This is a genomic window from Actinoplanes solisilvae, from assembly GCF_003999975.1.
Taxonomy (GTDB): domain Bacteria; phylum Actinomycetota; class Actinomycetes; order Mycobacteriales; family Micromonosporaceae; genus Actinoplanes; species Actinoplanes solisilvae.
In genome coordinates this window covers 174727-196610 of record NZ_RJAC01000019.1, presented here as the reverse complement: position 1 = coordinate 196610, position 21884 = coordinate 174727, and the positions used below count along the sequence as shown (strand labels likewise).

Below are 21884 nucleotides of genomic sequence, written 5' to 3'. Positions count from 1 at the left end.
GGGCCTCGACCGCCAACCGGGTCGCACGCTCACGCAGCTCATCGGGGTACTTCTTCGGTGCCGGCATAGCTAAATCTTCTCCCAGGTTTCGATGTCTCCATCAAACCCGGGGCGAAACAGCCTGCTTCTCAACACCAACGTCCCGATCGCCAACGAGCGAGGCACGGTCGACCGGTCAGCCATCGACAAGGGGGCCGCCGGGGGACTCGAACCCCGAACCTATGAATTAAAAGTGACGAGACGTGGCACATCGCTTTCGTCATGCCTATCGACACGATTGGCCGGCTCGCCGCCGAAGCAGCGGAGCTTCTTCCCCCGCCGGACCCGCCTGTGCCTCTTCCCGGCCAGTTGGAGACGTTCTAGCGATACGTTGCGGTCGCAGTTTGAGCTCGGCGACTGCTCAGACGGCCAGCAGCAAGCGTTTCGCGAGAGAGTCTTGCTTGCCTTCTGACGGTGAAGCCAACGCTAGCGGCCCCAGCAACACGTTCACTGGATGGCACCCCCTACCTGCATCAGTGCGGCAGGTTGTGATGTCCTGCCCACCATGAACGCTGAGGACGTCGAACGGCTCGTCGCGATCCCCTTGGACCGGGCGGTTGAGGCCGCCGCTGCCCTTCGGGTCGGGCGCCAGGAGTTGTCCCCGCTTCTAAAGAGACGCAACCCGCCGGCAACCCTGCCGCGTCCCGGTCGGCACCCGACCGGTAGCACTGTTCCCGCATGCGTAGAACAGAGCTGGCCGTGGCGAGACGGCGTGTCGCAGGGTGGCAGGTCGTGCTGGCCGCAGGCGTGGTGGTCATCGCCCTGTACTACTGGCTCGCCAGCCTCGGGAGCGCTTGGGTAGCCGCCCAGGTGGCACTGTTCGCCAGCGCCGCCGGCACGATGGCCGGAGCCTGTTTCGTCGCGGCCCGCCGGCACCGGCCGTCGAGGCCCGCCATGCTGCTGCTGGGGGCGGCCGCGGCCGTCGTGATCGCCGCCGACGGGGTGTTCTGCTTCCTCTCGGTCGTGCAGGGGGAGGTCGCCTACCCCAGCATCGCCGACATCGGATACCTGGCCGCCTACCCACTGGGGGCGATCGGCCTGCTCCTGATCGTGCGGCGCCGCACCCCCGGCTGGGACGGCGCCAGCGCGATCGACGCGGCGATCGTGGCGGTCAGCGCCGCCTACCTCACCTACGAGTTCGTCATCGCGCCGGTCATGGCGGTAACCACCGGGAACCTGCCGACACTGGTATCGGTGGCATACCCCGTCGGTGACCTGGCGCTGATCATGGTCGGTTCGCGGCTGCTTCTCGGCGCCGGACCACGCTCGGCCGCCCTGTTCATGCTCGGCGGCTACCTGGCGCTCAACCTGTACGCCGACACGGCCTTCAGCATCCAGTCACTCAACGGCACCTACCAGACCGCCGGCCACGTCGACGGTGTCTGGATGAGTGCCGCCTTCCTGCTCGCCGCAGCAGTGCTGCACCCATCGGCGCCCGACCTGGTCGCTTCGTCCTCGACCGCGACACCGGACGCCACCGTGGGCCGGCTCAGCGTCCTGGCGCTGGCTTCCCTGGTCGCTCCGGCGAGCATGGTGCTGCAATACGCCCTCACCGGCAACGCCCAAGTCATCGTCGCGGGCGGCGCCTGCATGGTCTTGTTCATGCTGGTCCTGACCCGGCTGGCCGGGCTCGTGGCAGCCCAGCGGCGCGCCGCTATCACCGACGGCCTGACCGGGCTACGCAGCCGCCGCTACCTCGAACAAGCACTGTGCACCGAAGCAGCCCGGGTACAGCGCTCCGGCGATCCGCTGAGCATGCTGCTACTCGACATCGACCACTTCAAGAAGGTCAACGACACCTACGGCCACCAGGGCGGTGACCGGGTCCTCGTCGAGGTCGCCCAACGCCTGCGCAGCCTGGCCCGCCCCGGTGATCTGGTCGCCCGCTACGGCGGCGAGGAGTTTGCGATCCTGCTCCGCGACACCGACCCGGCACGAGGCCACGAAATCGCCGAACGCATCCGCCACGGCATCGCCGCGGCCCCCATCGCCGTCGGCGACAACCGCCTGCACCGCGTCACCATCTCCCTCGGCGTCGCCGGCATGGCAGCCACGAGCTCGGGGAACATTGACGACATCGTTCTGGCCGCAGACCGTGCCCTCTACGCCGCCAAGGACGCCGGACGCAACCGGGTCGCCGCCGCCGACGACCCGACCCAGCCAAACCTCGCAGCGGCACACCGGTAGGCGACGAGTGGAGCTTGGGACATTGTCGCCGCTCCGCGCCTGGGCTGTCTGCACCGTCCTGCTCACCTTGGCCCCGGTCCTGACCGATGGGAGGCAGGAGGACCCGGCTGTGGCTTGTTGGTGTGGCTCAGATCTGGCATGCATCCCGCCGGGTCACTGTGCAGCGGAATGGGACAGGTCATCATCGGTATGGACCCGCATAATCGATCCGCGACCATCGAGGTCATCAACGACCGTGAAAAGGTCCTCGTGCAAGGCCGGTTCGGCACCGATAGTGCCGGCTACGTGGTCTCCGAACTCATGCGTCCTGAACCTGCTCCGGCGGTGCTCGCCTGGCTGCAGCGGAGTTCCGCTGACGGCTTGCACACGACCGCGGTCACTATCGCCGAGATCCGACACGGTATCGCGCACATGCCGGAGGGCCGACGGCGACAATCACTGCATCAGGCGGCCGACGAGATCTTCGCGGTTTCCCTCGCCAGGTCCTGCCCTTCGACCTCGCCTCCGCCAGCGCCTACGCCGACATCGTCGCGAGCCGGGAAAAACAGGGCAACCCGATCAGCGGGTTCGACGCGCAGATCGCCGCCATCTGCCGCTCGCAAGCGGCGTCTTTGGCTACTCGGAACGCCAGAGACTTCGTCGATACCGGCGTCAGCCTTCTTGACCCATGGCAGCCGGCCAACTGATCGGTCCACGGATGCCTGAAGAAGATCTGGCCGCCGCAGCGGCATCGGCACCCGTCTTGCGGCAGGTGGTCGCTCTGAACCGCTGGATCGGGCCCGGCCGCAAACTGACCCAGACCGGTCAGCTGACCATAGCCGACGCCCGGCATCTGGTCGGCCTTCTGGGAGACCGGCGACGAGATCGACCCGGCAATCGGCACTCGGATGTTCCGCACCCGTAGCAGCGCCGAACTTCCCCGGTTGGCGATCGTGGTGGCCTGGGCCAAGGCACGGGCGGTTGGTGCCGGTAAAGAAGAATCAGCGCCTGCTGGACCGGCCAGTGGAACTGTGGACGGCCATGTTCGCGGCCTTCGACCAACTCGGCCCGGCACTCTGCCCGCCCGGTTGGTACGCCTCATTGCTCGGCGAGGACTTCAGTGAAGGGATCGCCGTACTACTCGCCGCCATCGCGGGAGGAGGCGGTGACACGGCGCGCATCGAGGACGCGCAGGAACGGGTCTGGTCCGTCCTCTCAAACCGCTACTACTTGGACCAGGCCACCACGGAGCAACTGGGACGCATCCGTACGGCCACCGACCGCGACCTGCGCCGCGCTGCCAGCGAATTGGTGGCGTTCGGCGCGCTGGTCGAGGACGACGAAACACTGCACCTGTCCCCAGCCACCGAGAAGGTCCTGCGCACCATGTTCGCCCTCGTACAGCCTGGCGATCAGATCGCACAAATGAAGGTCACACTGCTGGATACCGACCCACCGGTATGGCGACGCCTACTCGTACCCATGACATTGCGCCTGGACCGGCTCGACCGTGTCATCCAGGCCGCGATGGGCTGGACCAACTCCCACCTACACATGTTCATCCACCCCACCGGCCACTACGGCACACTCGACCTTGATTTTCCGATGCACGACGAGCGCAAGACCGCTTTGCGCGACTTGCCCGCCCGTGCGGGAGACACGTTCGGGTGCTGGAGCAACTGGTACCCGCCGAGCCGACCGGGCGATACCCGCCCCGCCCGGACGGTGCTCGTGCCTGCCCACCGGAAGACTGCGGCGGCACCACCGGCTACCAGGAGCTGCTCGACGCGCTCGCCGACCCACACCATCGTGATCACCATGATCTACGACGATGGCTGGGTCTTGAGCAGGGCAGCGACTTCGATCCCGTACGTTTCGACCCCGCCGACGCCAACCGCCGTATCGTCACCGTGATGATCGCTGCAAGGCCGGGCTGGTGACCGGCGTAGGGCAGGCCGGAACGGAGGAGTAGTGCTGGAGATCGAGCGCTTCGACCTCGACGAGATCGCGGCCGCGTTGTCGGACCAGAACCTCGACGACGAGCATCAGCATTTGATCGACCCGGAGACCGGGAATATGGTCCTGTGGACCCGGGAAGGTGGCGTCGACGGCACGAATCCCGTCGATCTCGACGAGCTGGATCTTCCCATGATCCGGCCCCTGCCGTCGTACCTCTGGTATCAGGACATGGCCGACTTCGTCGACCTCGTCAGTGACGAGCAGGCAGCACGGCGGCTCGCCCGCGCAATCAACGGCCGCGGCACGTTCCGCCGGTTCAAGGACGAGCTGCACGAGGAATACCCACACCTCCTGCAGCCGTGGCACGAATTCCGTGACACCCGGGCCGCCCGCCGGGCCGTCGAGTGGCTGCTCGACGAATCACTGATAGGCGGTGCTGCCGCGGACCGCTTCTTCGCCGAGCATCCCGCTCCACCAGTGCCCTGACTTCATCGGTACTCCGGCTCACCCTCCATCGTTCGCATCCCGAATTCGGCGGGCGCCGCGATGCGGATAGCGTTCGCGGATGGATTCGCAGCCATTCCCGGTGATTGTTCCTGTCGATGTCGCCGGCGCGGCACGCCTGGCCCGCGGCTGTCTGATGGCCGAGCAAGCCAGCGCACTGGCCAGATGGGTGGGCCGCCCAGGCCGGACGGTGACGGCCGGCCGGGTGGTACGCCGTGCTGACGTCTCTGCCGCCGCGACCGTGGTGGGTGTTCCGGTGCCGGACAGGGTACGCACGGCAGCGGACGTGCCGACCCTGCACCGGCCATGGAGCTTCGCCGTCGGCTCGGGCTTGTTGAAGATCAGCGGCTCCGTCGCCACGGCCGGGCCGGCATGGGAGCAGTGGTCGTCATCGACGGACACCGAAACCCTCGACGCGTGGTGGGCCGGGTTCCACGCGGTGTGCGCGGCCGAGTCCGACACGCGGCGTGAAGGAAGCGTGCTCATCTTGGCGCTCGCGTTCCTGGAGGCGGTGACCATGCCGGACGGCACAGACCCGGACAGCCTCTGGAACCGGGTGGTCGCCATCGTCGAGCGGCGCGAGGATGACGAGGACCCGCTGGGATGGGGGTACGTCCGTTCGCTCATCCAGTATGCGGATCACGAGACCCGCGATCCGTTCGCCGGCCTGGTGGACCTGCTCCGGCAGCTCGGCGCGGTGACCGGCGACGACAGCGCGACCGTCGCGGTGACCGCACTGGGCCGGTGGTCCCTGGCCCAGGCTCAGGCCGACCGTCCGCGTACCGTCACTCTCGACATGCCGGCCGATGTAGTGGTCGAGGTGCTGGCCGACCATGTGCGCCGCGGCACGGACCCGTGGCCGGCGGCCCGGCGATGGCTCGAGTACCGGCGCCCGGCCGACGCGGCCCGGGAACTGCTGATTGCAGCCGCGGATCTGTCGGCGGCGGCCCGGATCGGGGCCGGCGACGTGGCCGACAGCCTGGGCGACCAGGCACTGGCCGTGTGGCAGGCGGTGGCGCACCTGCCGAACCTCGGCGCGCATGCCCGGGTCTCCCTGACCGCCATCGCCGATGACGAGCCGCGCATCACGCCCGCCGACGCCCGGTGGCTGACGGTCGAGTTCGCCACGGCCGCGCTGGACGGGACCGGCCCGGACGAGGCGCTGACCGTACTGTTCGACCGCCTGCCCGGCGAAGGCATGGAGGCCCGCATGAACGTGGCGTCGGGCGTCGATCACCCGGACGCCGCCCGCGTGACCGCCGCGGTACAGCAGTTCCTGGACTTGGGCGCCATCCCGTCGATCAACCAGGTGTACCAGCTCAAGGTGGGACTGATGCGCTGGCGACCACCGATCTGGCGGCGCATCCTGGTGCCCTCCACCACCACGCTCGCCGACCTGCATGCCGTCATCCAGATCCTGTTCGGCTGGGACGGCGACCACCTGCACCAGTTCGAGATCGGCGGTAAACGCTACAGCGACCCGTTCTTCGACCTGGGCGGCGACGAACAAGACGAATCCGGCGTACGGCTACGGGACGTATTCGTCGGGGCGGCCAAGAAGATCCGCTACGAGTACGACTTCGGCGCAAGCTGGTGGCACGAGATCACCCTGGAACGAGCCACGGAACGCGACCCCGGCATCACGTACCCACTGTGCACTGGCTTCTCCGGTGACTCCCCCGTCGAATACTGGTCCGAGGACGATCCGCAAGAACCCGAGCCGTTCGACCTCGCCGAAACCAACCGACACCTCGCCAACCTCAACAACAGCGACGAAGGCATCTGAGGGCGCACGACGAGGGCGAAGGGCGATCCGTAACCGGGGACCGCCCTCCGCATGGTTCGCACACTTCACCTGGTCCTCTACGAACATCCTGCTCATCGAAGGGGTGGACCGGACGTTGCACCATGCGAACCACCCGACCATCGTCACCGGCGATTCGCTGCCGGGACGTTTGGCCAGTTCAAGGGGTACTCGACCATCCCGTTAGCCTGATTTATACCCGCCTTCAGCCGCCTCGGACGGCTGCGCTACCAGGCCGGGAGACCAAGATGACGTCGCACTTCAGCCGCGAATCTGGGCCCGCCGGTGCGCTGCAGAAGGACGAGGACCTCCGGCACGGTGTTCGGCGCTCGTCGGTAGGACGCGGCTTGGTGACGGAGCACGTCCATGGTCAAGCCAGGGTAGAGATCGAGTTGGTCGAGGAGGAAGTCGTCGGGGTGGATGGCCGCGATGTCGTAGGGCTTGAGGGCCGGCTCGGGGAAGTCGTTGAGGTTGAAGGTGACGATGACTTCGGCATTGGCGCGTACGGCGGCGGCCAGAACGTGCCGGTCCTTCGGATGGTTCGTCATACCGTCAATAAGTGACTCGTAGCCAGTGACCAGGGCGTCGGGGAACGACCGGCTCATCTGGCCGAGCCGCCGATCGACCCGATCTGGCGGTAGCCCACGCTCGATGAGGTTGCGACGCAGTTCGGCGAAGACGTCAGCCGACCAGAGCGGCCGGTACGCGGAGGCTTCGGCGAGGCGGAGCAGCGTGTCGCACAGGTAGGCCGGGTAGAGCACGCAGGTGTCAAGGAACGCCGGGAACGCCACCATGACCGACTGTCACCTCGACGGCGGGGAGTCGAGGGTGATCTCGTACAGGTTGTCGTCCTCGGCATCGGCGGCCATCTGGTCCAGGGCGCGGCGGCGTTCGGTGCGGGTGCGTTCGGAGTAGTCGAGGATGTCACGCAGCAGGACTCGTCGATGCCGACCGCGCAGGCTGTGCGGAATCTCGCCGTCGGTGAGCAGGCGGACCAGCGTGGGTCGTGAGATGTTGAGCAGGTCAGCGGCTTCTTGGGTGGTCAGCATCGTGTTGTGCGGGGCGATCGAGATGGCCATGCCTTGGGACAGGGCATCGACGACGTCACGCAGCAGTACATAGAGTTCGGCCGGGATGTCGAGCTGCGAACCGTCCGGGCCCACCAGCTTCGCTCGCGCGGGGGCCTCGGCCTCGGCCAGACCCCGCGCGAAACGCACCAGGTCGGCGGGGTCTTCCGGTGGGAGAACGGTCCGTTCACGCAGGGTGCTCGCCATGAAGCCAGCATACCGCTATTCGAAAAATCCGAAAGACCGCTACGGCTTGACGAAACCCAGCGCCCGGTAGCCGGGCATACAACGCTGCAGCGAAACGGCAAGGTATCGCCGGGCCGCTTGGCCGGATCAGCCTTCAGATCACCCACTGATAGTCGTTGACGAAACCCGACGACGTGATCCGACCCCGCGACGACACCGCCCGCAACTCGCCCTGCTGCTTCGCCGTCAACGCCTGATCAAGCGCCACGAACTCGTAATACTGGTACTCGCTCATGAGCCGGCCGCCCACCACCGATACGCCTCGATCCACTGCGCACCCTCCGGCGCGGGATCCGGCAACGGCAGATCCAGAACCCCGATCGGCTGCTGCAGCCCGCCACAATGGCAGATGGCCGCGATCCCCGACGAACGCAGATCCACCTCCCGGACCACCACCGGCACACCGAGAACCTCGGTGTCGAACGGCGTCACCAGATTGTCCTGGATAATGACGAAGAGGCCACTGAGCTGCTCATGCTCGTCGTAGCAGTCCACGACCGCCTCGGCGACCAAGGCATCGAGCTCGGCATCACTGAGCGAAGACACCCGCGCAGGATAGAAAACCGCCTCCGGCACCTGACCAGAGGACGACGACCGCCCACCACCGAGCAATGGTTCGCATGCAAGATCAAAGTGGGGCGGGCGGGACTCGAACCCGCGACCGAGGGATTATGAGATCGAAAACCAGAGTCGATCTACCGGCGCAGACATCCACCGAGCTCCGATAACACCTGCCATGACCTGACAGCGTTCCGCTAGGTTTGCGGCCCTCGTGCGGACTAATTGCGGACTCTTCGATCTTGGCCGCACCCTGCTCGCGCACCACAGCCCCGCAGCCCGCCGGCACTGACCGTCAGTGCCGGCGTTCGGCAACCACGGCACCACCGCGCCCAACCTTTCCGGTGGCAAGCCGCGAAGCGGCGCGGCAGCTCCTAAGAACCTTGCTGAGAAGCAGACCTTGAGGCTCGGGAGGCACAACCTGCCACATCAGTACCGCTCAGGACCGCGCATCTAGCTAAGTCGACCGGGCCGCCGATGGATTCCTCAACCTCGGCGCCAAACGACGCCAAGAAGGTGGGAAGGCGCCACTCCCGGCACAGCTCCTCGTACATGCGACCTAGATTCTCGGCGGCTCCAAGCACACCGACCATTTGGTGCAGGAACAACGTCGCATCGGCCTCAGGCTCGGCATGCTCCAACACTCGTCGACACTGCTCCATCTGGGAGCGCACGTCGTCCAGCGGCCACCACCGACGCGGCCCAGTATCTGCCCAAATGTCGAGCGCAAGCGACGTCTTGAGGAAGGACAGCAACATCGGCCCGTCTCCCGAATCACGCAACGATCCGAAAGTGCGAAGCTCCGGCAAGAAACTCAACCGCTCGAACACATAGCCGAACTCATGCTTCTGATAATGAAAGGCCTGGAAAGCCGCGTACAGCTTCGGACGGCGAGCCAGCAACCGGACGTAGGAGAAAGCCGGGCTGCCTGGGTCCAACTGGTTGGAGCGAGGAATGATCACCGTAGCCGTCTTCTGCGACCGCCAGCCAGGGTTCTCCGGGCTGAGGACCTTGGCGATGTAGTCGTTCAAGCAGACGTAGTAGACCGTCTTGCTCAAAACATCAACGACCAGCAGCAGTACCGGCACAGCGGCACCCATCGCTTCGACAGTCCGTAGCTCCGGCACATCTAAAGAGAATCGGACCACCTCAAGGTCCCGGTACTCCGCGGACCGGTCGTAGGCCGGCAACCCCTTGGCGACATTGGTACGCGGGTACACCCGCACTGTTCCAGCGTCCGGACGTTCGGTTGCCTTCACCTGTGCGAAGAAGTGCTCGCCTAGGGTGTCCCACCCATCTTCATCGTCCGCCAGTTCAAACACCTCGATGTGCAGGTCAAGCCCATAGTCTGGCGACGGCTCCCGAAGCACCCAGTGAGACGGCAATGCAGTCCCGACCAGGTCAACGCCTCGTTCGGCCGTCATATGGGTGGAAGATCTGCGCTTCGTACGACTCACCCACACGATCCTTCCACGCCTGCCCGGCGGGTTGAACTCGCAGCCGCCCCGCGGTCGGCCGGCGCGTCGGCCGATGCCGGCCGAAGGCCGCCAGCAGGCCGAACGCGGCCGGCACGCGCCGCGCCTACGCGGCGCCTTGATTCAGAAGAGATCAATTCGGCAGTCGCACTAGGCATCGTCATCGAGGGTGAGAGGCATACGCCATCCCACTCGATCGCGAGGACTTCTCTTGGGCCTGTCATATAGATGTCGACAGTTGCCCACTCAGCGGGGTTGCTGGCATTGGCTTACTCCTGACAGGCTGACTACTTAAGTAGCTAGGGAGTTGATATGCCCGCTTCGTCGGCAGATACCAGGCACGGTGGCGGGATGGCTCTGCTGCTGTGGACGGTCCCTCCGCTGCTCGAATTGGGTGGCGTCTTGATGATCTACTCCGGCCTTCCCGATGTCGTGGAAGACGTCGGTTTCGGCAGCCCCACCACTGAGTTGATGGTGAGTGCTGTCCTCCTCGTCACGATCGTGGGTGCCGTGCTGGCTTGGCGTGGAGTTCTCGGCGGCATGCGCCTAGTTGTTGCGGCGGCGCTGTTCATCGCGGCCGGCCTGACCGCTGCACTGGGGCTCTCCTTCATCACCGGAGGAGTGCTCGCCATCTACAGCGAGGCAAACCGAATCGTCAAAGTTAAATCATCGATTGAAGTGGAAGTGTGAGTGACTAAGTTCGAGGAAGTCCGGAAGCGCGTTCAGATCGCGCACGAGGCCAAGAGCGGTGCGCTTAATCTTTCCAACCTCAGCCTGACAACGATCCCAAATGATCTTGCGCTTCCTCACTCCATCAGTTCTGTCGATCTATCCGGAAATCTCCTGTCCATCTTGCCGAATTGGCTAAGCCAATTTCCCAGCCTCACCTCCCTTAACGTCAGGGAAAACCGGCTGTCTACCCTTCCGGACTGGATGAGCCAGCTCACCAACCTCGACACCCTCGACATCGGCAGCAACCGGCTTCACGCCCTCCCGGAATCGATTAGCCAACTCACCAGCCTCACCACGATCAAGATCGACGATAACAAGCTCGACGCGCTGCCCGACTGGCTGAGCCGGCTGTCTAAGCTCACCACCGTCAATGTCGCTGGCAACTGGCTTTCCACCCTCCCGGAATGGATGAGCCAACTCACCAACCTCGACACCCTCGACATCGGCAGCAACCGGCTTCACGCCATTCCGGAATGGATTAGCCAACTCACCGAGCTCACAACCCTGCGCTTCAACAACAACCGGCTTCACGCCCTCCCGGAATGGATTAGCCAACTCACCAACCTCGACACCCTCGACATCGGCAGCAACCGGCTTCACGCCCTGCCAGACTGGCTGAGCCAACTCACCCACCTCACCACCCTCAACATCGACGACAACAAGCTCGACGCCCTGCCCGACCGGCTAGGCCAGCTCATCAACCTCGACACCCTCGACATCGGCAGCAACCGGCTTCACGCCCTGCCAGACTGGCTGAGCCAACTCACCCACCTCACCATCCTCAACATCAGCGGCAACCGGCTTCACGCCCTCCCGGACTGGCTGAGCCAACTCACCCACCTCACCACCCTCAACATCAGCAGGAACCGGCTTCACGCCCTCCCGGACTGGCTAGGCCAGCTCAACAACCTCACTACCATCGATGCCTCCCGCAACCGGCTCGACGCCCTGCCCGACTCGCTGAGACAGCTCACCAACCTCACCACCCTCGACATCGGGAGCAACCGGCTTTCCACTCTCCCCGACTGGATGAGCCAGCTCACTAACCTCACTACTCTTCGCCTCAACAACAATCGCCTCGATGCCCTACCGGACACGCTGAGCCAGCTCACCAATCTCGCCAACTTTGACATCGACAGAAACCGGCTTTCCGCGCTGCCGGACTGGCTAGGCCAGCTCATCAACCTCACCAACCTCACCATCGGCAGCAACCAACTTCAGGCCCTGCCCGGCTCGTTAGGCGAACTCACCAACCTCACCACCCTTAACATCGGCCGCAATCGGCTTTCCATTCTCCCGGAATGGCTCGGCCAGCTCACCAACCTCACCAATCTCGGTCTCAGCGACAGTCAGCTCGACGCTGTACCTGAATGGCTAAGTCACCTCACCAGCCTCACTGAACTCGATCTCCACAACAACCAGCTTGACGCTTTGCCTAACACGTTTGTAAACCTCACCAACCTCACCACTCTTCGCCTCAACAACAATCGGCTTCACGTACTGCCAGAATGGCTAGGTCAGCTCACCAACCTCACGAGCCTCACGATCGGCAGCAATCGGTTCGGCGCCTTGCCCGATTTCCTAGGCCAGCTCACCAACCTCACTACGCTCGACGTCGACGGCAACCAGCTCAGCACGTTGCCAGACTCTCTCAGCCGGCTTATCAATCTGACTGAGCTCAATATCGGCAGCAATCAACTCAGCGCATTGCCGGACTGGCTGGGCCAGCTTACTGAGTTGAATTCTCTGTTTGTTTGGAACAACCAGCTTTCAGTACTACCGGATTCGCTACGCCATCTAACCAACCTTACGAGCCTTTTCCTCTGGAACAACAAACTTAACGACCTACCAGAGTGGCTGGGAGAGCTTACAAAACTTCGGACCCTGGACCTCGAGGGAAATCCGATCAAAGCTCTGCCACAGTGGATTGCGAGACTCACCGATCTTAAAACGCTTTATCTAAACGGTATGGGGATTGAGGCCTTACCGAGGCAGCTAATCGAGCTTAAGGATCTGGAATTCTTGAGCATAGCCGAAAATCAACTTTCGGCCCTGCCAGATTGGCTGCCCGATCTTCGAAATCTTACGACTCTTCAAGTCGGTAACAATAAGCTAACTGAACTGCCTATGAGGCTCAGCACGCTTAATGATTTAACCTACCTTGGGCTAGGAAGTAATCAATTCCACACGTTGCCAGACTGGCTGAGTCGGCTCACCAACCTCATCTACCTCGATCTGACCAATACTCAACTTAACGCCCTGCCGAGCTGGCTGGGCCAACTCACTAACCTCAACGTCCTCAACGTCAGTAACAATCAGATCGATGCCCTGCCGGACTGGCTGAACCAGTTGACCGAACTAAGCTCTCTATTTCTCAACAAAAACAGACTAAGTCACATTACGAATGGAATATTTGAGCTGGCCCAGCTCGTCAACCTCGACCTCAGTGAAAACCAGCTCAATCAGTTGCCTGTGGAATTTACCCAGCTCAGAGAACTCACCAACATCGATCTGAGAAAGAATCTGTTAACACGCATTACACCAGCGTTGGCTCTCTGGCCAGCGGGAACCCTCAACATAGATGACAATCCACTATCTCCCGAGCTAAGGGCAGCGAACGCCGAGGGCTCGACGGAGCTACATCAGTACCTGCGTCTTCTTCGCGACGAAGGCGTGCAGATTAGTGAGGCGAAATTAGTACTGGTTGGCGAAGGTGGAGCAGGCAAAAGCAGTCTCCTTGCCGCAATGCGAAAGGATAATTGGATAGATGACAGAGTTACTACTCACGGCATTGAGGTAAAGGAAGTAAGGGCCTGTTCGTCCAACAGGACCGTTGTTACTCTTAACGCTTGGGATTTCGGCGGCCAGCCGGATTATCGCCCCACCCACCAACTCTTTTTTACGGCTCCCGCGATTTATGTAGTGGTGTGGAGTCCTCGTCGCGGCCCAGAGGTCAGCTATGTGGACTACTGGATTGAGCAGATACGTCTTCGTGCCGGCGATGACGTTCGAGTGCATGTCGTGGCAACTCATGCGGATACGGGTCACAGGGGGGCATGGATTGACGAAGCCGCTCTCCGACGCCGGTTCGGCGAGATGCTCATAGGATTCCACCATATCGACAGTCGCACTACGACAGGCATCAAGGAACTAATGGAGGCTATCGCTGACACGGCTGTCGCCATCCCGCATACTTCTCGCGAGTACCCAGCTAGCTGGATGACTATGCGTCAATCGATTCGTGACTCAGGAACAGCATATCTTCCGTACACGGAGTATTGCGACCTCGCCCAGGTGCACGGGCTCTCCACCACGAGCGCCCGCTCACTCGCGTTGAGCTGCAACGACCTAGGGCATTGGATCTACTATGCAGATGATCCACAATTAGCGGACGTTATAACGTTCAAACCCGATTGGTTGAGCACGGCAGTCAGCTTTGTTCTCGACGATCCCGTCACGCGAACGAACAACGGCCTCCTTGCACATAGGCGGGTTTCCGTGATTTGGTCAGACACAAAGCGTCAGGATCAGTATCCAGCTTCATTACATCCCATTTTCCTTTACTTGATGGAACGGTTCGACATCTCATATCGCATCACTGATATTGCGCCCGCGGCTGAACCAACTAGCCTTGTCACTCAGCTAGTATCCAGTACTCAACCTAGCATCGAGGATGCGTGGGAAAGCTACGGGAATGATTGGGCGGAGAAGACGCAAATCTGTGAAATTGTAGATCGCTACGATACCCAAACTATGCCTACTGGGTTGATGTACCGACTAATAGTACGCCTGCACCGCTATTCGTTGGGACGAGAAGATTACAGTCACAGCCGACATTGGCAAACCGGGTTGCTAATAGAGGATAGTCTTTATGGCAGGGCTCTAGTTATTGAGCAGCATAAGCGACTCACCGTCACGGTGCGCTCAATTTTTCCACCACTCTTGCTCGACCTAGTGACTCGGGCGATTCGCGAGCTTGTCAGCGACCTTTGGCCGGCATTGCGAGTACGTGTGCTGGTACCTTGCGGTACCGACTGCCCTAAGAGTCAGCCTGGTTCTGGAATATTCGACATCGAGGCGCTGGTGGAGGCCAAAAAGGAGGGCCTACCTAAATGCCCGTGCCGGGTATGCAATAAGTATCTTCCGATTGATCCCCTCCTCACGGGAGGAGATGCGCTGCCAGCCGGAGTTGACCGTGTCAGCGAGGCCGTCAATAGTGCACTCCGTCCTGCGTTCGACACCTGGGCCGAACTAATTTTGCAGAACGTGGATCAAATCGTCAGTGTATCGGTTACCCGGCAGGAGAAATTGCTTGGCCAGATCAGGGAAGATATTGGAGACGTAAGTAGAAATGTGCTGGAGGCCATGGGTAAGGTCGAGCAGCACTATAGAGAACTTATCTATTCGCTTGATGATGACGCACGCGATGGCCCACGACTCTTCACAGTAGATAGGCTTGATCGGGATCTTCTGCATCCGGACGTGACTCGCATCCGCCTACGTGTCACGTTGTGGTGCGAACATTCGCGCTTGCCAGTATATGTTCTTAGCGAGAGCAAAGGCCTCAATGGCGTGTACGACTTGTCCATGCCGCGCGAATGGGTGAGGAAGTCAGCTCCATGGTTCAGAGCCGTCTCCGTCGTTCTGCGCACAATACTGCCCGTCGCCGCAGGGGTGACAGATCTAGTTGCACCGAACCAACAATCATGGCAAAGCGCTCTCGGTAAGCAGCTCGAACACGCCGGGGATGGAGTTGAGGCTTTATATGACGAAGCACTACGCTTGGAAGGTACATCTTCATCAGAGAACAGAAATACCATCGGCGCCAGCGCAAGGATTGAGATGGACCAATCGCTTGTTAAAGCCTTGCGCCAAGAGATCGCGCGAATTGATTCGACGTTTGCCGGCCTAGTTCGAGTTCGAGCGGATGGTGGCTATAGGTGGGTGCATCGTCGGTTCGAGTCAATTTACCGTCCAGGCCTTCCCGAGGTGCCGCGCTAGAGGGGTCTAGGGGGTCTAAAGAAGGTCCCCTATGCACTGACAATTGCCTGCTGGTTAACTGCCGTTTGTATGCTAGACACGCGCAATTCGCGCGACTTCAACCCAGGATTGAAGTCGCGCAATGGGCACGGAGGTCAGCTCCGAAATTCGCGAGATTAGACCTGGAAGGTTCCGGACGGCGCCTACTCTAATAGTCAGCACCGCAACATCGTATGCATGTTCGCCACTCATACCACGAGGGTCGATGTACATCCAGTTTCGTGGACCGTCGGCAATGATGTTGCCGCTTGAGGCGTCGCCGTGGCAGAGACCCGGTACATGGCTGCGGGCCAGGTCTGTCAATATGGTGAGGGCATTTCTTCGTTCGTTTGGAGACGCAACAGTAGTGCCGGGCCGTAAATCTGTCAGATTGTCGTTCAGAAGCCGGTCACGCAACCAATCCAAGATCGATGGCATTCTGGGCAGCGGCGGTGGCTGGTCCCGCATTGCAGCGAGCGGCGCGAATAGCGCTTGAGGATCGATAGTCGCAGGATCAGCTTGACTGAGCGGGGTACCCGGGGAAACGCGGTCGAGCACGGTCCACGTGCCGTGGTCGGTTGTGTCGGCTTCATGCACCCTCGGGGCGGCGCCTAACTCTGCAAGGGCAACGGCGACGGCCGCCTGGGCTTGCCCACGAGGGTCGGGGCTGCTACGGAACACGAGCGGGCCATTCGAGGTATCGACAGCTACAACCAGTCCGTAGCGAGCTGATAGGACGCTCTGGGGTGTGGCCTGGTAACGCTCGCAAAGCGATCTGAACTCCGAATCAACCAGACTGGCCCATCTGTCGGCGACTGCCGGCCAGCGGCGGCGTACGTTGGCAAGCACGGTCTCCGGCACCGCGAACTGATCGGTCATCGCGTCGGGTTTGCGGCCGCATGGCGGAGGTTGACCGCGAGGTCCTGCATGCTTTCGATCACGATGTCGGCTCCCGCGTCGGTCAGTCGGTCGCGCTTACCTGGCTTGTTGGCGTAGCCGATGGTGCGAACGCCTGCGGCTCGGCCCGCAACGACATCACTCACCGAATCGCCGATAAACGTCGCTTCATCTGACTGACCTTCGAGTGCGGCCACGGCACGGTCGAGGAGGAATGGGTTCGGCTTAAGGAGCCGCGGGTCCATACCGTCGAAGCGCGCCACCACGACGCTGACATAGCGGAACAGGTTGTGGCGTCGAAGGTAAGCGTCGATGGCCTCAGTGGCGTTATTGCTGACGATCGCGGTTCGATAGCCGGCGGCCTGGGCGGCGCGAAGCACATCCTCGGTACCGGGCGTTGGCGTCGCGGTCCCGGTCGCGGTGATTTCCGCATCTCTACATGCGGCAGCTACTTCGCGCGTCAGCTCGTCGTCTCCGAGCGATGCAACTTCAACCAGCATCCGCAGCGGATCAGCATGATGCTCGTCCAGGTTCAACGGAAGCTCTGCGCCGAAACGCGACCGGATGACTGCACAGAGCTCGTTGGCGACCGTGGCGGCCGGATAGCCGGCGAACACCGCGCAGACCGGGCCATCAAAGTCGATCATGAGGCAGCGGGTTGCGCCGACCAGCTCGGTGAGGTTCATGGGGTGTACTCGTGCGCGATGGTCTCCCACACGCTGTCGAACCAGGCGCGGGACTGCTGCACAAACTGGTCACCGGCGTCGCCGTCGTCGCCGCTGATCGCGTAGTGGAATAGGGGAACATCCTTGCCCAGGACGTCGAAGATCGGGACCGGCTGCTTGTCGACTGAGACGGTGTTGCGGACGACCGGGTAGAAGCCGAAGAACACCTCGTCGCGGTTGACGATGTAGAGCTTGGACAGGACCGTCGTGCCGTAGGCGCGGATCTCGGTAGTGGCGTTGCGGACCAGGCCCAGTGTGCCGAGCTCCCCCACCGACTCGACGATCGCCTCGGTATGCCGGCGAGCTATCCGGGCGGCACGCTCACGGACGGCGGGATCGTCTCCGGCTGGTTCTGCGCGAGACGGTACAACCGACGGTTGCGTCAGGTCGGGCAACAGAATCCGGATCGCGATCGACTCCGGCGTGAGCCGGCCAGCGCGAATCTTGTCTAGCGGCTCCTGGATGGCGCCGTGCAGTGTCTCGCTGGAGAAGCCGGCGAAGTCGATGCTGATATGAGCCTGCTCGAAGGCTGCCTCGATGTGCGGGCGTAACCCAACGGGCCGATCAGTCTGGGCGCGAACAAACGCCCCACTCCCCTGCCTGCTGACGATCAGACGATCATCTCGCAGGATGCGCAGCGCGGACTTGATGGTCTCGCGCGCGACGCCGTAGCGCTCGGCGAGATCGGTCTGGGATGGCAGGCGCTCACCGGGGGAGAAGCGTCGGGTCAGGATCGCCGCGCGCAGCACGTTGGCGATCTGCTGGGAGGCCGGGCGGGCATCGTCCGGCTCCAAGTCGTCGAGGTCGCGGGCTTCCACGTTCACTCCAGCAGCGTAAGCCTGGCTAGCCAGGTTAGGAAATATCTCGCCGGTCTGCTTGCGTAGGCGGACCGCAAGGGCTTACGGTCGATATGGCTAGCCAAGCTAGTCATAACTGTTCCGCAAGACGTTACTCGCTTAATCGCCAGGGCGATCTTGTCTACGCGGGACAGTAGGCGCCGGAGCGATGGCGCGGTCAACGCGCCCCAACGTGAACCGCCCGCTCCGGCGCCACCCAACGCCACCGGGTGGAGGTCTGTGATGCGTGAACTGCTCGACACCACATCACCCGCATCCGAGAACCGACCCACTCCCGTGCGCGCCCGAGCGTGACCGGAATGCGGATCGACCCGACGACCTCGAAATACGCGACGATCGCGAACACCCTCCAGGCGCGGATCGATAACGGCGCCTACCCACTCGGCTCTCTGCTGCCCAGCGAGGCGCAGTTGGTGCGCGAGTTCGTCGCGTCCCGCTCAACCGTCGTACGGGCTCTGGAGTACCTGCGGCAACTCGGCTACATCGAGGGCGTCCAGGGCAAGGGCCGAACCGTTCTCGGCACTCCGCGACCGCGGCCTTCGAGCCCCCCGGCCAGAGTTCTGGATGCCCTGCACGCCGCAGAGATCGGGATGCGCTCTGTGGTGGGAGCAGGCCGTGCTCCAGCGTCGCCCCGGATCGCGACGGCGCTGGCGATCCGGATCGGCGAGCCGGTTATCGCCCGCCAGCGAGTCAGGTCCGCAAGTGGTGCGAGTCAATCCGCACTGTCGACCGTGTTTCTGCCGGCCGTCGCCGCCTCCGGCACTGACTTCGCCAGCGAGGCTCCGCTCCGCGAGGGCGCGCTGGACCACCTGGAGCGAAGGCGGCAACTCGTCGCCGGCGACGTAATCGAACGCCTTACCGCTAGAGCGGCGTCGCCTCGCGAGTCGGCGTTACTCGCTCTGGACCACCGCGCCGTGGTGCTGGCGAGCCTCTTGGTCGTCCGAACCAAAGTCGGACACCCGGTTCTGGTCATCGACCAGGTCATGCCAGCTCTACCGCCAGGCATCGAAGAACTCTTCGCCCTTCATTGATTTCAGACTCTGAATCAGTATGGCTAGCCAAGCTGACCAACTGCTACCGTCTGTCCAACTTGGCTAGTTAAGTAGTCAGGCTTGGACGAGGGAGTAGACATTGATTCCGAACTCGATCAAGGTTCCGGTTTCCTGGGACTACGTTGCTCCGCAAGGTGCGCTCTGCCTGGGTGTTGAGCCAGCCACCGACTTCGACAAGCGGGGACAGGGCGACGACCAACTCCGCGACAAGGAGACCGGCGAACGCATTTGGTTGGTCCGCGTGCTCGACCTGGACCCGGAGGCCGGCAAGTTCGGCGGCTCGAAGGAGTTCAAGGTCAAGGTTGTCGCTGCCCAGCAGCCGGTTCCGCCTGCGTCGGCGGTGCCGGGCTACCCGCCGATGGTGGAGTTCACCGACGTCACGCTGACGCCGTACGTGGACTCGCAGCGGTGCAAGGGGACGGGCAACAAGTGCCGCGCGCGCCAGGCCTGGTCGGTGCGTGCCGGCGGCATGACCGCACCGCAGGCAGCCGGGCGCGCGAAAGCCGCCTGATCTTTGTCGCGTCCGGGAGCGGGGCCAACAACCGCCAAGAAGTTCTCCCCGCCCCGGGCGCTCAACCTCCACCCATCCCGCAAGAGGAGAGGGGCTGTGATGCCCAAGGTAGTCGACCTGCCCGCGTCACGACACGAGTCAACACCGTATGGCGTACCTGTAGCGGCTGCGATCAGATCAAGCCGCTTCGGCGTGGAGTGAAGCGGTGCGCGGCCTGCACACAGGTGCTTGAGCGACATGCGCTGAACGGCTGGGAGCACGCACAACGATATGCCGCGCTGATCGGCCGGATCGAGGCTTGGACACTGCTGATCCCGGACGTGAGCGACGCCGAGCGCCTCGACCACATCCGTCAGGCCCTTGCCACCTTCGACCAGGTCGTCCCGGCCGAGGCGGTGGGCTAGATGCCGCTGATCAACATCATCCGGGGCGAGACCATCCCGGTAGCACCGCTCAACGTGCGGACCCCGGTCGTCAAGCTTCCGATCTGGCTGGTCGTCGTCTGGGAGATCGTCAAGGCCCTGGCCTGGGTGGTCATGACCTACGTCCGGCATTGGTACGCCACCCTGCCGCTAACCGGCCTGTCCTGGCTCTACCTCCAGCACGGCTGGCAGGCCCTCGCCATGCTGGTCGGCGGGGTCACTGCCACTGCGACCGGCTGGGCGTTTGCGCACCGACCGTCGTGGCTGCGATTCGGCTGGTGGCCGATCCTCGCGATTCCGCAGACTCGTCTACCGGCGGCGGTGGATGGCGGCGATGGTGACCGCCAAGCTGTCGATCTCCTACGACAAGCGCACGATCATTCCGGAGATTGTGCGGGTCCGGTGCCGAGCAGGCCGCGACGAGGTCACGATCCGGATGGTGACCGGGCAGATCCCCGACGACTTCGCCAAGGCTTCCGAACGCCTGGCGCACACATTCGGTGTCCGACAGGCCAAGGCCATGCCCGGCCCCACCTACGCGACCGTGACCGTGGTCCTGATGCGCGGCGACACCCTCCACGATGTCATCGGTCCGCTGCCGGTCCCATACCTGCCCGACTTCACGGCCCTCCCGATCGGCGTCCAGGAAGACGGCGATCTCAACCGCCTGCGGCTCTTCGGAACCCAGGTGCTGATCGTCGGGGCGACCGGCTCCGGCAAAGGCTCCGTCATCTGGTCGATCGTCCGTGCTCTCGCCGGTGGCGTACTGACCGGCGTGGTCGAACTGTGGGGCCTCGATCCCAAAGGAGGCATGGAACTCGGAATCGGCCGGCCGATGTTCGCTCGGTTCGCGTCACGCGACTTCGCCGAGATGGCGGCATTGATCGAGCAGGCGGCGGCCAAAGCTCAGGAACGGGCGGCACGGCTTGCCGGGCAGACTCGCCAGCACGAGCCGACTCCGGAAGAGCCTCTGATCGTTCTGGTCATCGACGAACTGGCGAACCTGACTGCCTACCTAACGGAACGGCAGCTCAAGGACCGAATCAAGGCTGCGCTCGGCATCGTCCTCACTCAGGGCAGAGCAGTCGGGGTACACGTCGTCGCCGCGATCCAGGACCCGCGCAAGGAGGTGCTGCCCGCACGGGGACTGTTCCCGACCCGTATCGGGCTGCGGCTCTCCGAGCCAGCAGAGGTCGACATGGTTCTCGGTGACGGCATGCGCGACCGCGGTGCCCTCTGCGACCGCATCCCCCAGACGCAACCAGGCGTCGGCTACGTCGTCCTCGAAGGCGACCCGACACCGATGCGGGTCCGGCTGACCTACTGCGACGACGACGCGGTGCGCGAGATGGCCTACCTGTACGGCGAACCAGCCGGAGGTGCGGCGTGAAGTCGAACGCCGACCGGATCGAAGGCCTGACGTTGGCCGTCATCCTCACCACCGTCGCGGTGGCGGCCGGATGGGCGTCGTTCACCCACGTCCACGACTGGACGATGCGTCATGTCCCGACCGGCACCCCCGATGCCTTCGGCTGGGTGAATGCCGTCATCTCCGAACTCGTCCCCGTGGCTGCCTTGCTCACCATCAGGCAACGCCGCCGGGTGGATGCTCCGATCGGCTACCCGCTCTTCCTGCTCATTGGTGCGGGCGCGCTTTCCCTGTCCGCACAGCTCGCCGTCGCTCAGCCCAGTCCGTCTGGGTGGCTGTTGTCGGCGGTTCCGGCGTTGGCCTTCATGGCCTTGGTCAAGCTCGTCTTCACCAACACGGCGCCCATCGAGGAGCGGGAAGCGCCGGCAGTAACGAAGGCACCGCCGGTGCCGGTTCGCCCCAACGGCGTCCCGGTGATCGGG

At 63.2% G+C, this 21884-nt stretch carries 18 protein-coding genes and 2 pseudogenes; 11 read left to right on the top strand and 9 right to left on the bottom strand.

Annotation, left to right across the window (positions count from 1 at the left end; translation table 11 throughout):
- The first annotated feature begins 717 nt into the window (after nucleotides 1-717).
- Nucleotides 718-2226, top strand: a complete 1509-nt coding sequence (locus EER30_RS35080) for a GGDEF domain-containing protein (protein ID WP_127505087.1) — start codon at nucleotides 718-720, stop codon at nucleotides 2224-2226.
- A gap of 514 nt (nucleotides 2227-2740) precedes the next feature.
- Here the strand turns inward: EER30_RS35080 and EER30_RS47475 are convergent.
- Nucleotides 2741-3175 (bottom strand): hypothetical protein, encoded by a 435-nt coding sequence (locus EER30_RS47475; RefSeq protein ID WP_164842592.1) that lies wholly within the window; start codon nucleotides 3173-3175, stop codon nucleotides 2741-2743.
- Nucleotides 3176-3246: 71 nt separating this feature from the next.
- On the opposite strand from EER30_RS47475, the pseudogene EER30_RS35065 reads away from it, so the two are divergent.
- The 3 genes and pseudogenes from EER30_RS35065 (at nucleotide 3247) to EER30_RS48115 (ending at nucleotide 6454) form a co-directional block, all read left to right on the top strand.
- Nucleotides 3247-4145, top strand: a pseudogene (locus tag EER30_RS35065) (plasmid pRiA4b ORF-3 family protein).
- Nucleotides 4146-4176: 31 nt separating this feature from the next.
- The gene (locus tag EER30_RS35060; protein WP_127505083.1) at nucleotides 4177-4650 is read left to right on the top strand and encodes a UPF0158 family protein; all 474 of its coding nucleotides are present in this window, start codon (nucleotides 4177-4179) and stop codon (nucleotides 4648-4650) included.
- Nucleotides 4651-4729: 79 nt separating this feature from the next.
- The gene (locus tag EER30_RS48115) at nucleotides 4730-6454 is read left to right on the top strand and encodes a plasmid pRiA4b ORF-3 family protein (RefSeq protein ID WP_205650550.1); all 1725 of its coding nucleotides are present in this window, start codon (nucleotides 4730-4732) and stop codon (nucleotides 6452-6454) included.
- Between the two features lie 245 nt (nucleotides 6455-6699).
- Here EER30_RS48115 and EER30_RS35045 read toward each other — a convergent pair whose 3' ends face one another.
- The 5 genes from EER30_RS35045 to EER30_RS35030 all read right to left on the bottom strand — a co-directional run bounded on the left by EER30_RS35045 (nucleotide 6700) and on the right by EER30_RS35030 (nucleotide 9800).
- Nucleotides 6700-7266, bottom strand: coding sequence for a PIN domain-containing protein (locus EER30_RS35045; RefSeq protein WP_240670487.1), 567 nt, complete (start codon nucleotides 7264-7266; stop codon nucleotides 6700-6702).
- A 9-nt stretch (nucleotides 7267-7275) separates the two neighbouring features.
- Entirely contained in the window at nucleotides 7276-7746 is a 471-nt protein-coding gene (locus EER30_RS35040) for a helix-turn-helix domain-containing protein (protein WP_127505081.1), read from the bottom strand.
- A 133-nt stretch (nucleotides 7747-7879) separates the two neighbouring features.
- Nucleotides 7880-8020, bottom strand: coding sequence for a hypothetical protein (locus EER30_RS47470; RefSeq protein WP_164842584.1), 141 nt, complete (start codon nucleotides 8018-8020; stop codon nucleotides 7880-7882).
- The gene (locus EER30_RS35035) at nucleotides 8017-8331 is read right to left on the bottom strand and encodes a hypothetical protein (RefSeq protein ID WP_127505079.1); all 315 of its coding nucleotides are present in this window, start codon (nucleotides 8329-8331) and stop codon (nucleotides 8017-8019) included. Before EER30_RS35035 ends, EER30_RS47470 begins: the two co-directional genes overlap by 4 nt.
- Before the next feature lie 386 nt (nucleotides 8332-8717).
- The gene (locus EER30_RS35030; RefSeq protein WP_127505077.1) at nucleotides 8718-9800 is read right to left on the bottom strand and encodes a DUF4365 domain-containing protein; all 1083 of its coding nucleotides are present in this window, start codon (nucleotides 9798-9800) and stop codon (nucleotides 8718-8720) included.
- Between the two features lie 369 nt (nucleotides 9801-10169).
- Here EER30_RS35030 and EER30_RS35025 point away from each other — a divergent pair, with 369 nt between their 5' ends.
- Nucleotides 10170-10508, top strand: coding sequence for a hypothetical protein (locus EER30_RS35025; protein WP_127505075.1), 339 nt, complete (start codon nucleotides 10170-10172; stop codon nucleotides 10506-10508).
- Complete coding sequence (locus EER30_RS35020; protein WP_127505072.1) at nucleotides 10509-15551, top strand: leucine-rich repeat domain-containing protein; 5043 nt, start codon at nucleotides 10509-10511, stop codon at nucleotides 15549-15551.
- A 72-nt stretch (nucleotides 15552-15623) separates the two neighbouring features.
- On the opposite strand, the gene EER30_RS50075 is transcribed toward EER30_RS35020, so the two are convergent.
- From EER30_RS50075 to EER30_RS35005, 3 genes are read right to left on the bottom strand one after another with little or no spacing between them, the layout of a single operon-like run.
- A complete protein-coding gene (locus tag EER30_RS50075) occupies nucleotides 15624-16448 on the bottom strand; it encodes a phosphotransferase (RefSeq protein WP_127505071.1) in 825 nt (274 codons plus the stop codon).
- Complete coding sequence (locus EER30_RS35010) at nucleotides 16445-17152, bottom strand: HAD family hydrolase (RefSeq protein ID WP_127505069.1); 708 nt, start codon at nucleotides 17150-17152, stop codon at nucleotides 16445-16447. The genes EER30_RS50075 and EER30_RS35010 overlap by 4 nt, the downstream gene beginning before the upstream one ends.
- Nucleotides 17149-18015, bottom strand: a complete 867-nt coding sequence (locus EER30_RS35005) for a winged helix-turn-helix domain-containing protein (protein WP_205650549.1) — start codon at nucleotides 18013-18015, stop codon at nucleotides 17149-17151. Before EER30_RS35005 ends, EER30_RS35010 begins: the two co-directional genes overlap by 4 nt.
- A gap of 332 nt (nucleotides 18016-18347) precedes the next feature.
- Between EER30_RS35005 and EER30_RS35000 the strand changes: the two genes are divergently transcribed.
- From EER30_RS35000 to EER30_RS34980, 5 genes and pseudogenes are all read left to right on the top strand, one after another.
- Nucleotides 18348-19079 carry a GntR family transcriptional regulator gene (locus EER30_RS35000; protein ID WP_127505067.1) on the top strand — a complete coding sequence of 244 codons (732 nt, stop codon included), beginning with the start codon at nucleotides 18348-18350 and terminating at the stop codon, nucleotides 19077-19079.
- A 100-nt stretch (nucleotides 19080-19179) separates the two neighbouring features.
- Nucleotides 19180-19611, top strand: a complete 432-nt coding sequence (locus tag EER30_RS34995; protein ID WP_127505064.1) for a hypothetical protein — start codon at nucleotides 19180-19182, stop codon at nucleotides 19609-19611.
- Between the two features lie 224 nt (nucleotides 19612-19835).
- The gene (locus EER30_RS34990; protein ID WP_127505063.1) at nucleotides 19836-20015 is read left to right on the top strand and encodes a hypothetical protein; all 180 of its coding nucleotides are present in this window, start codon (nucleotides 19836-19838) and stop codon (nucleotides 20013-20015) included.
- 352 nt (nucleotides 20016-20367) lie between these two features.
- Nucleotides 20368-21423: an FtsK/SpoIIIE domain-containing protein gene (locus EER30_RS34985; RefSeq protein ID WP_240670486.1), complete on the top strand. Its 1056-nt coding sequence runs from the start codon at nucleotides 20368-20370 to the stop codon at nucleotides 21421-21423.
- Nucleotides 21420-21875 (top strand): annotated as a pseudogene (locus EER30_RS34980) (hypothetical protein); the annotation flags it as partial. The gene EER30_RS34985 and the pseudogene EER30_RS34980, both read left to right, overlap by 4 nt.
- Between the last annotated feature and the right edge of the window lie 9 nt (nucleotides 21876-21884).

Excerpts from the sequence above, each read along its gene's own strand:
- EER30_RS35080 (WP_127505087.1), top strand. The coding sequence starts at position 718 with ATGCGTAGAACAGAGCTGGCCGTGGCGAGACGGCGTGTCGCAGGGTGG.
- EER30_RS48115 (WP_205650550.1), top strand. The coding sequence starts at position 4,730 with ATGGATTCGCAGCCATTCCCGGTGATTGTTCCTGTCGATGTCGCCGGC.
- EER30_RS35045 (WP_240670487.1), bottom strand. The coding sequence starts at position 7,266 with ATGGTGGCGTTCCCGGCGTTCCTTGACACCTGCGTGCTCTACCCGGCC.
- EER30_RS35040 (WP_127505081.1), bottom strand. The coding sequence starts at position 7,746 with ATGGCGAGCACCCTGCGTGAACGGACCGTTCTCCCACCGGAAGACCCC.
- EER30_RS47470 (WP_164842584.1), bottom strand. The coding sequence starts at position 8,020 with ATGAGCGAGTACCAGTATTACGAGTTCGTGGCGCTTGATCAGGCGTTG.
- EER30_RS35025 (WP_127505075.1), top strand. The coding sequence starts at position 10,170 with ATGGCTCTGCTGCTGTGGACGGTCCCTCCGCTGCTCGAATTGGGTGGC.
- EER30_RS50075 (WP_127505071.1), bottom strand. The coding sequence starts at position 16,448 with ATGACCGATCAGTTCGCGGTGCCGGAGACCGTGCTTGCCAACGTACGC.
- EER30_RS35010 (WP_127505069.1), bottom strand. The coding sequence starts at position 17,152 with ATGAACCTCACCGAGCTGGTCGGCGCAACCCGCTGCCTCATGATCGAC.
- EER30_RS35000 (WP_127505067.1), top strand. The coding sequence starts at position 18,348 with ATGCGGATCGACCCGACGACCTCGAAATACGCGACGATCGCGAACACC.
- EER30_RS34985 (WP_240670486.1), top strand. The coding sequence starts at position 20,368 with ATGGTGACCGCCAAGCTGTCGATCTCCTACGACAAGCGCACGATCATT.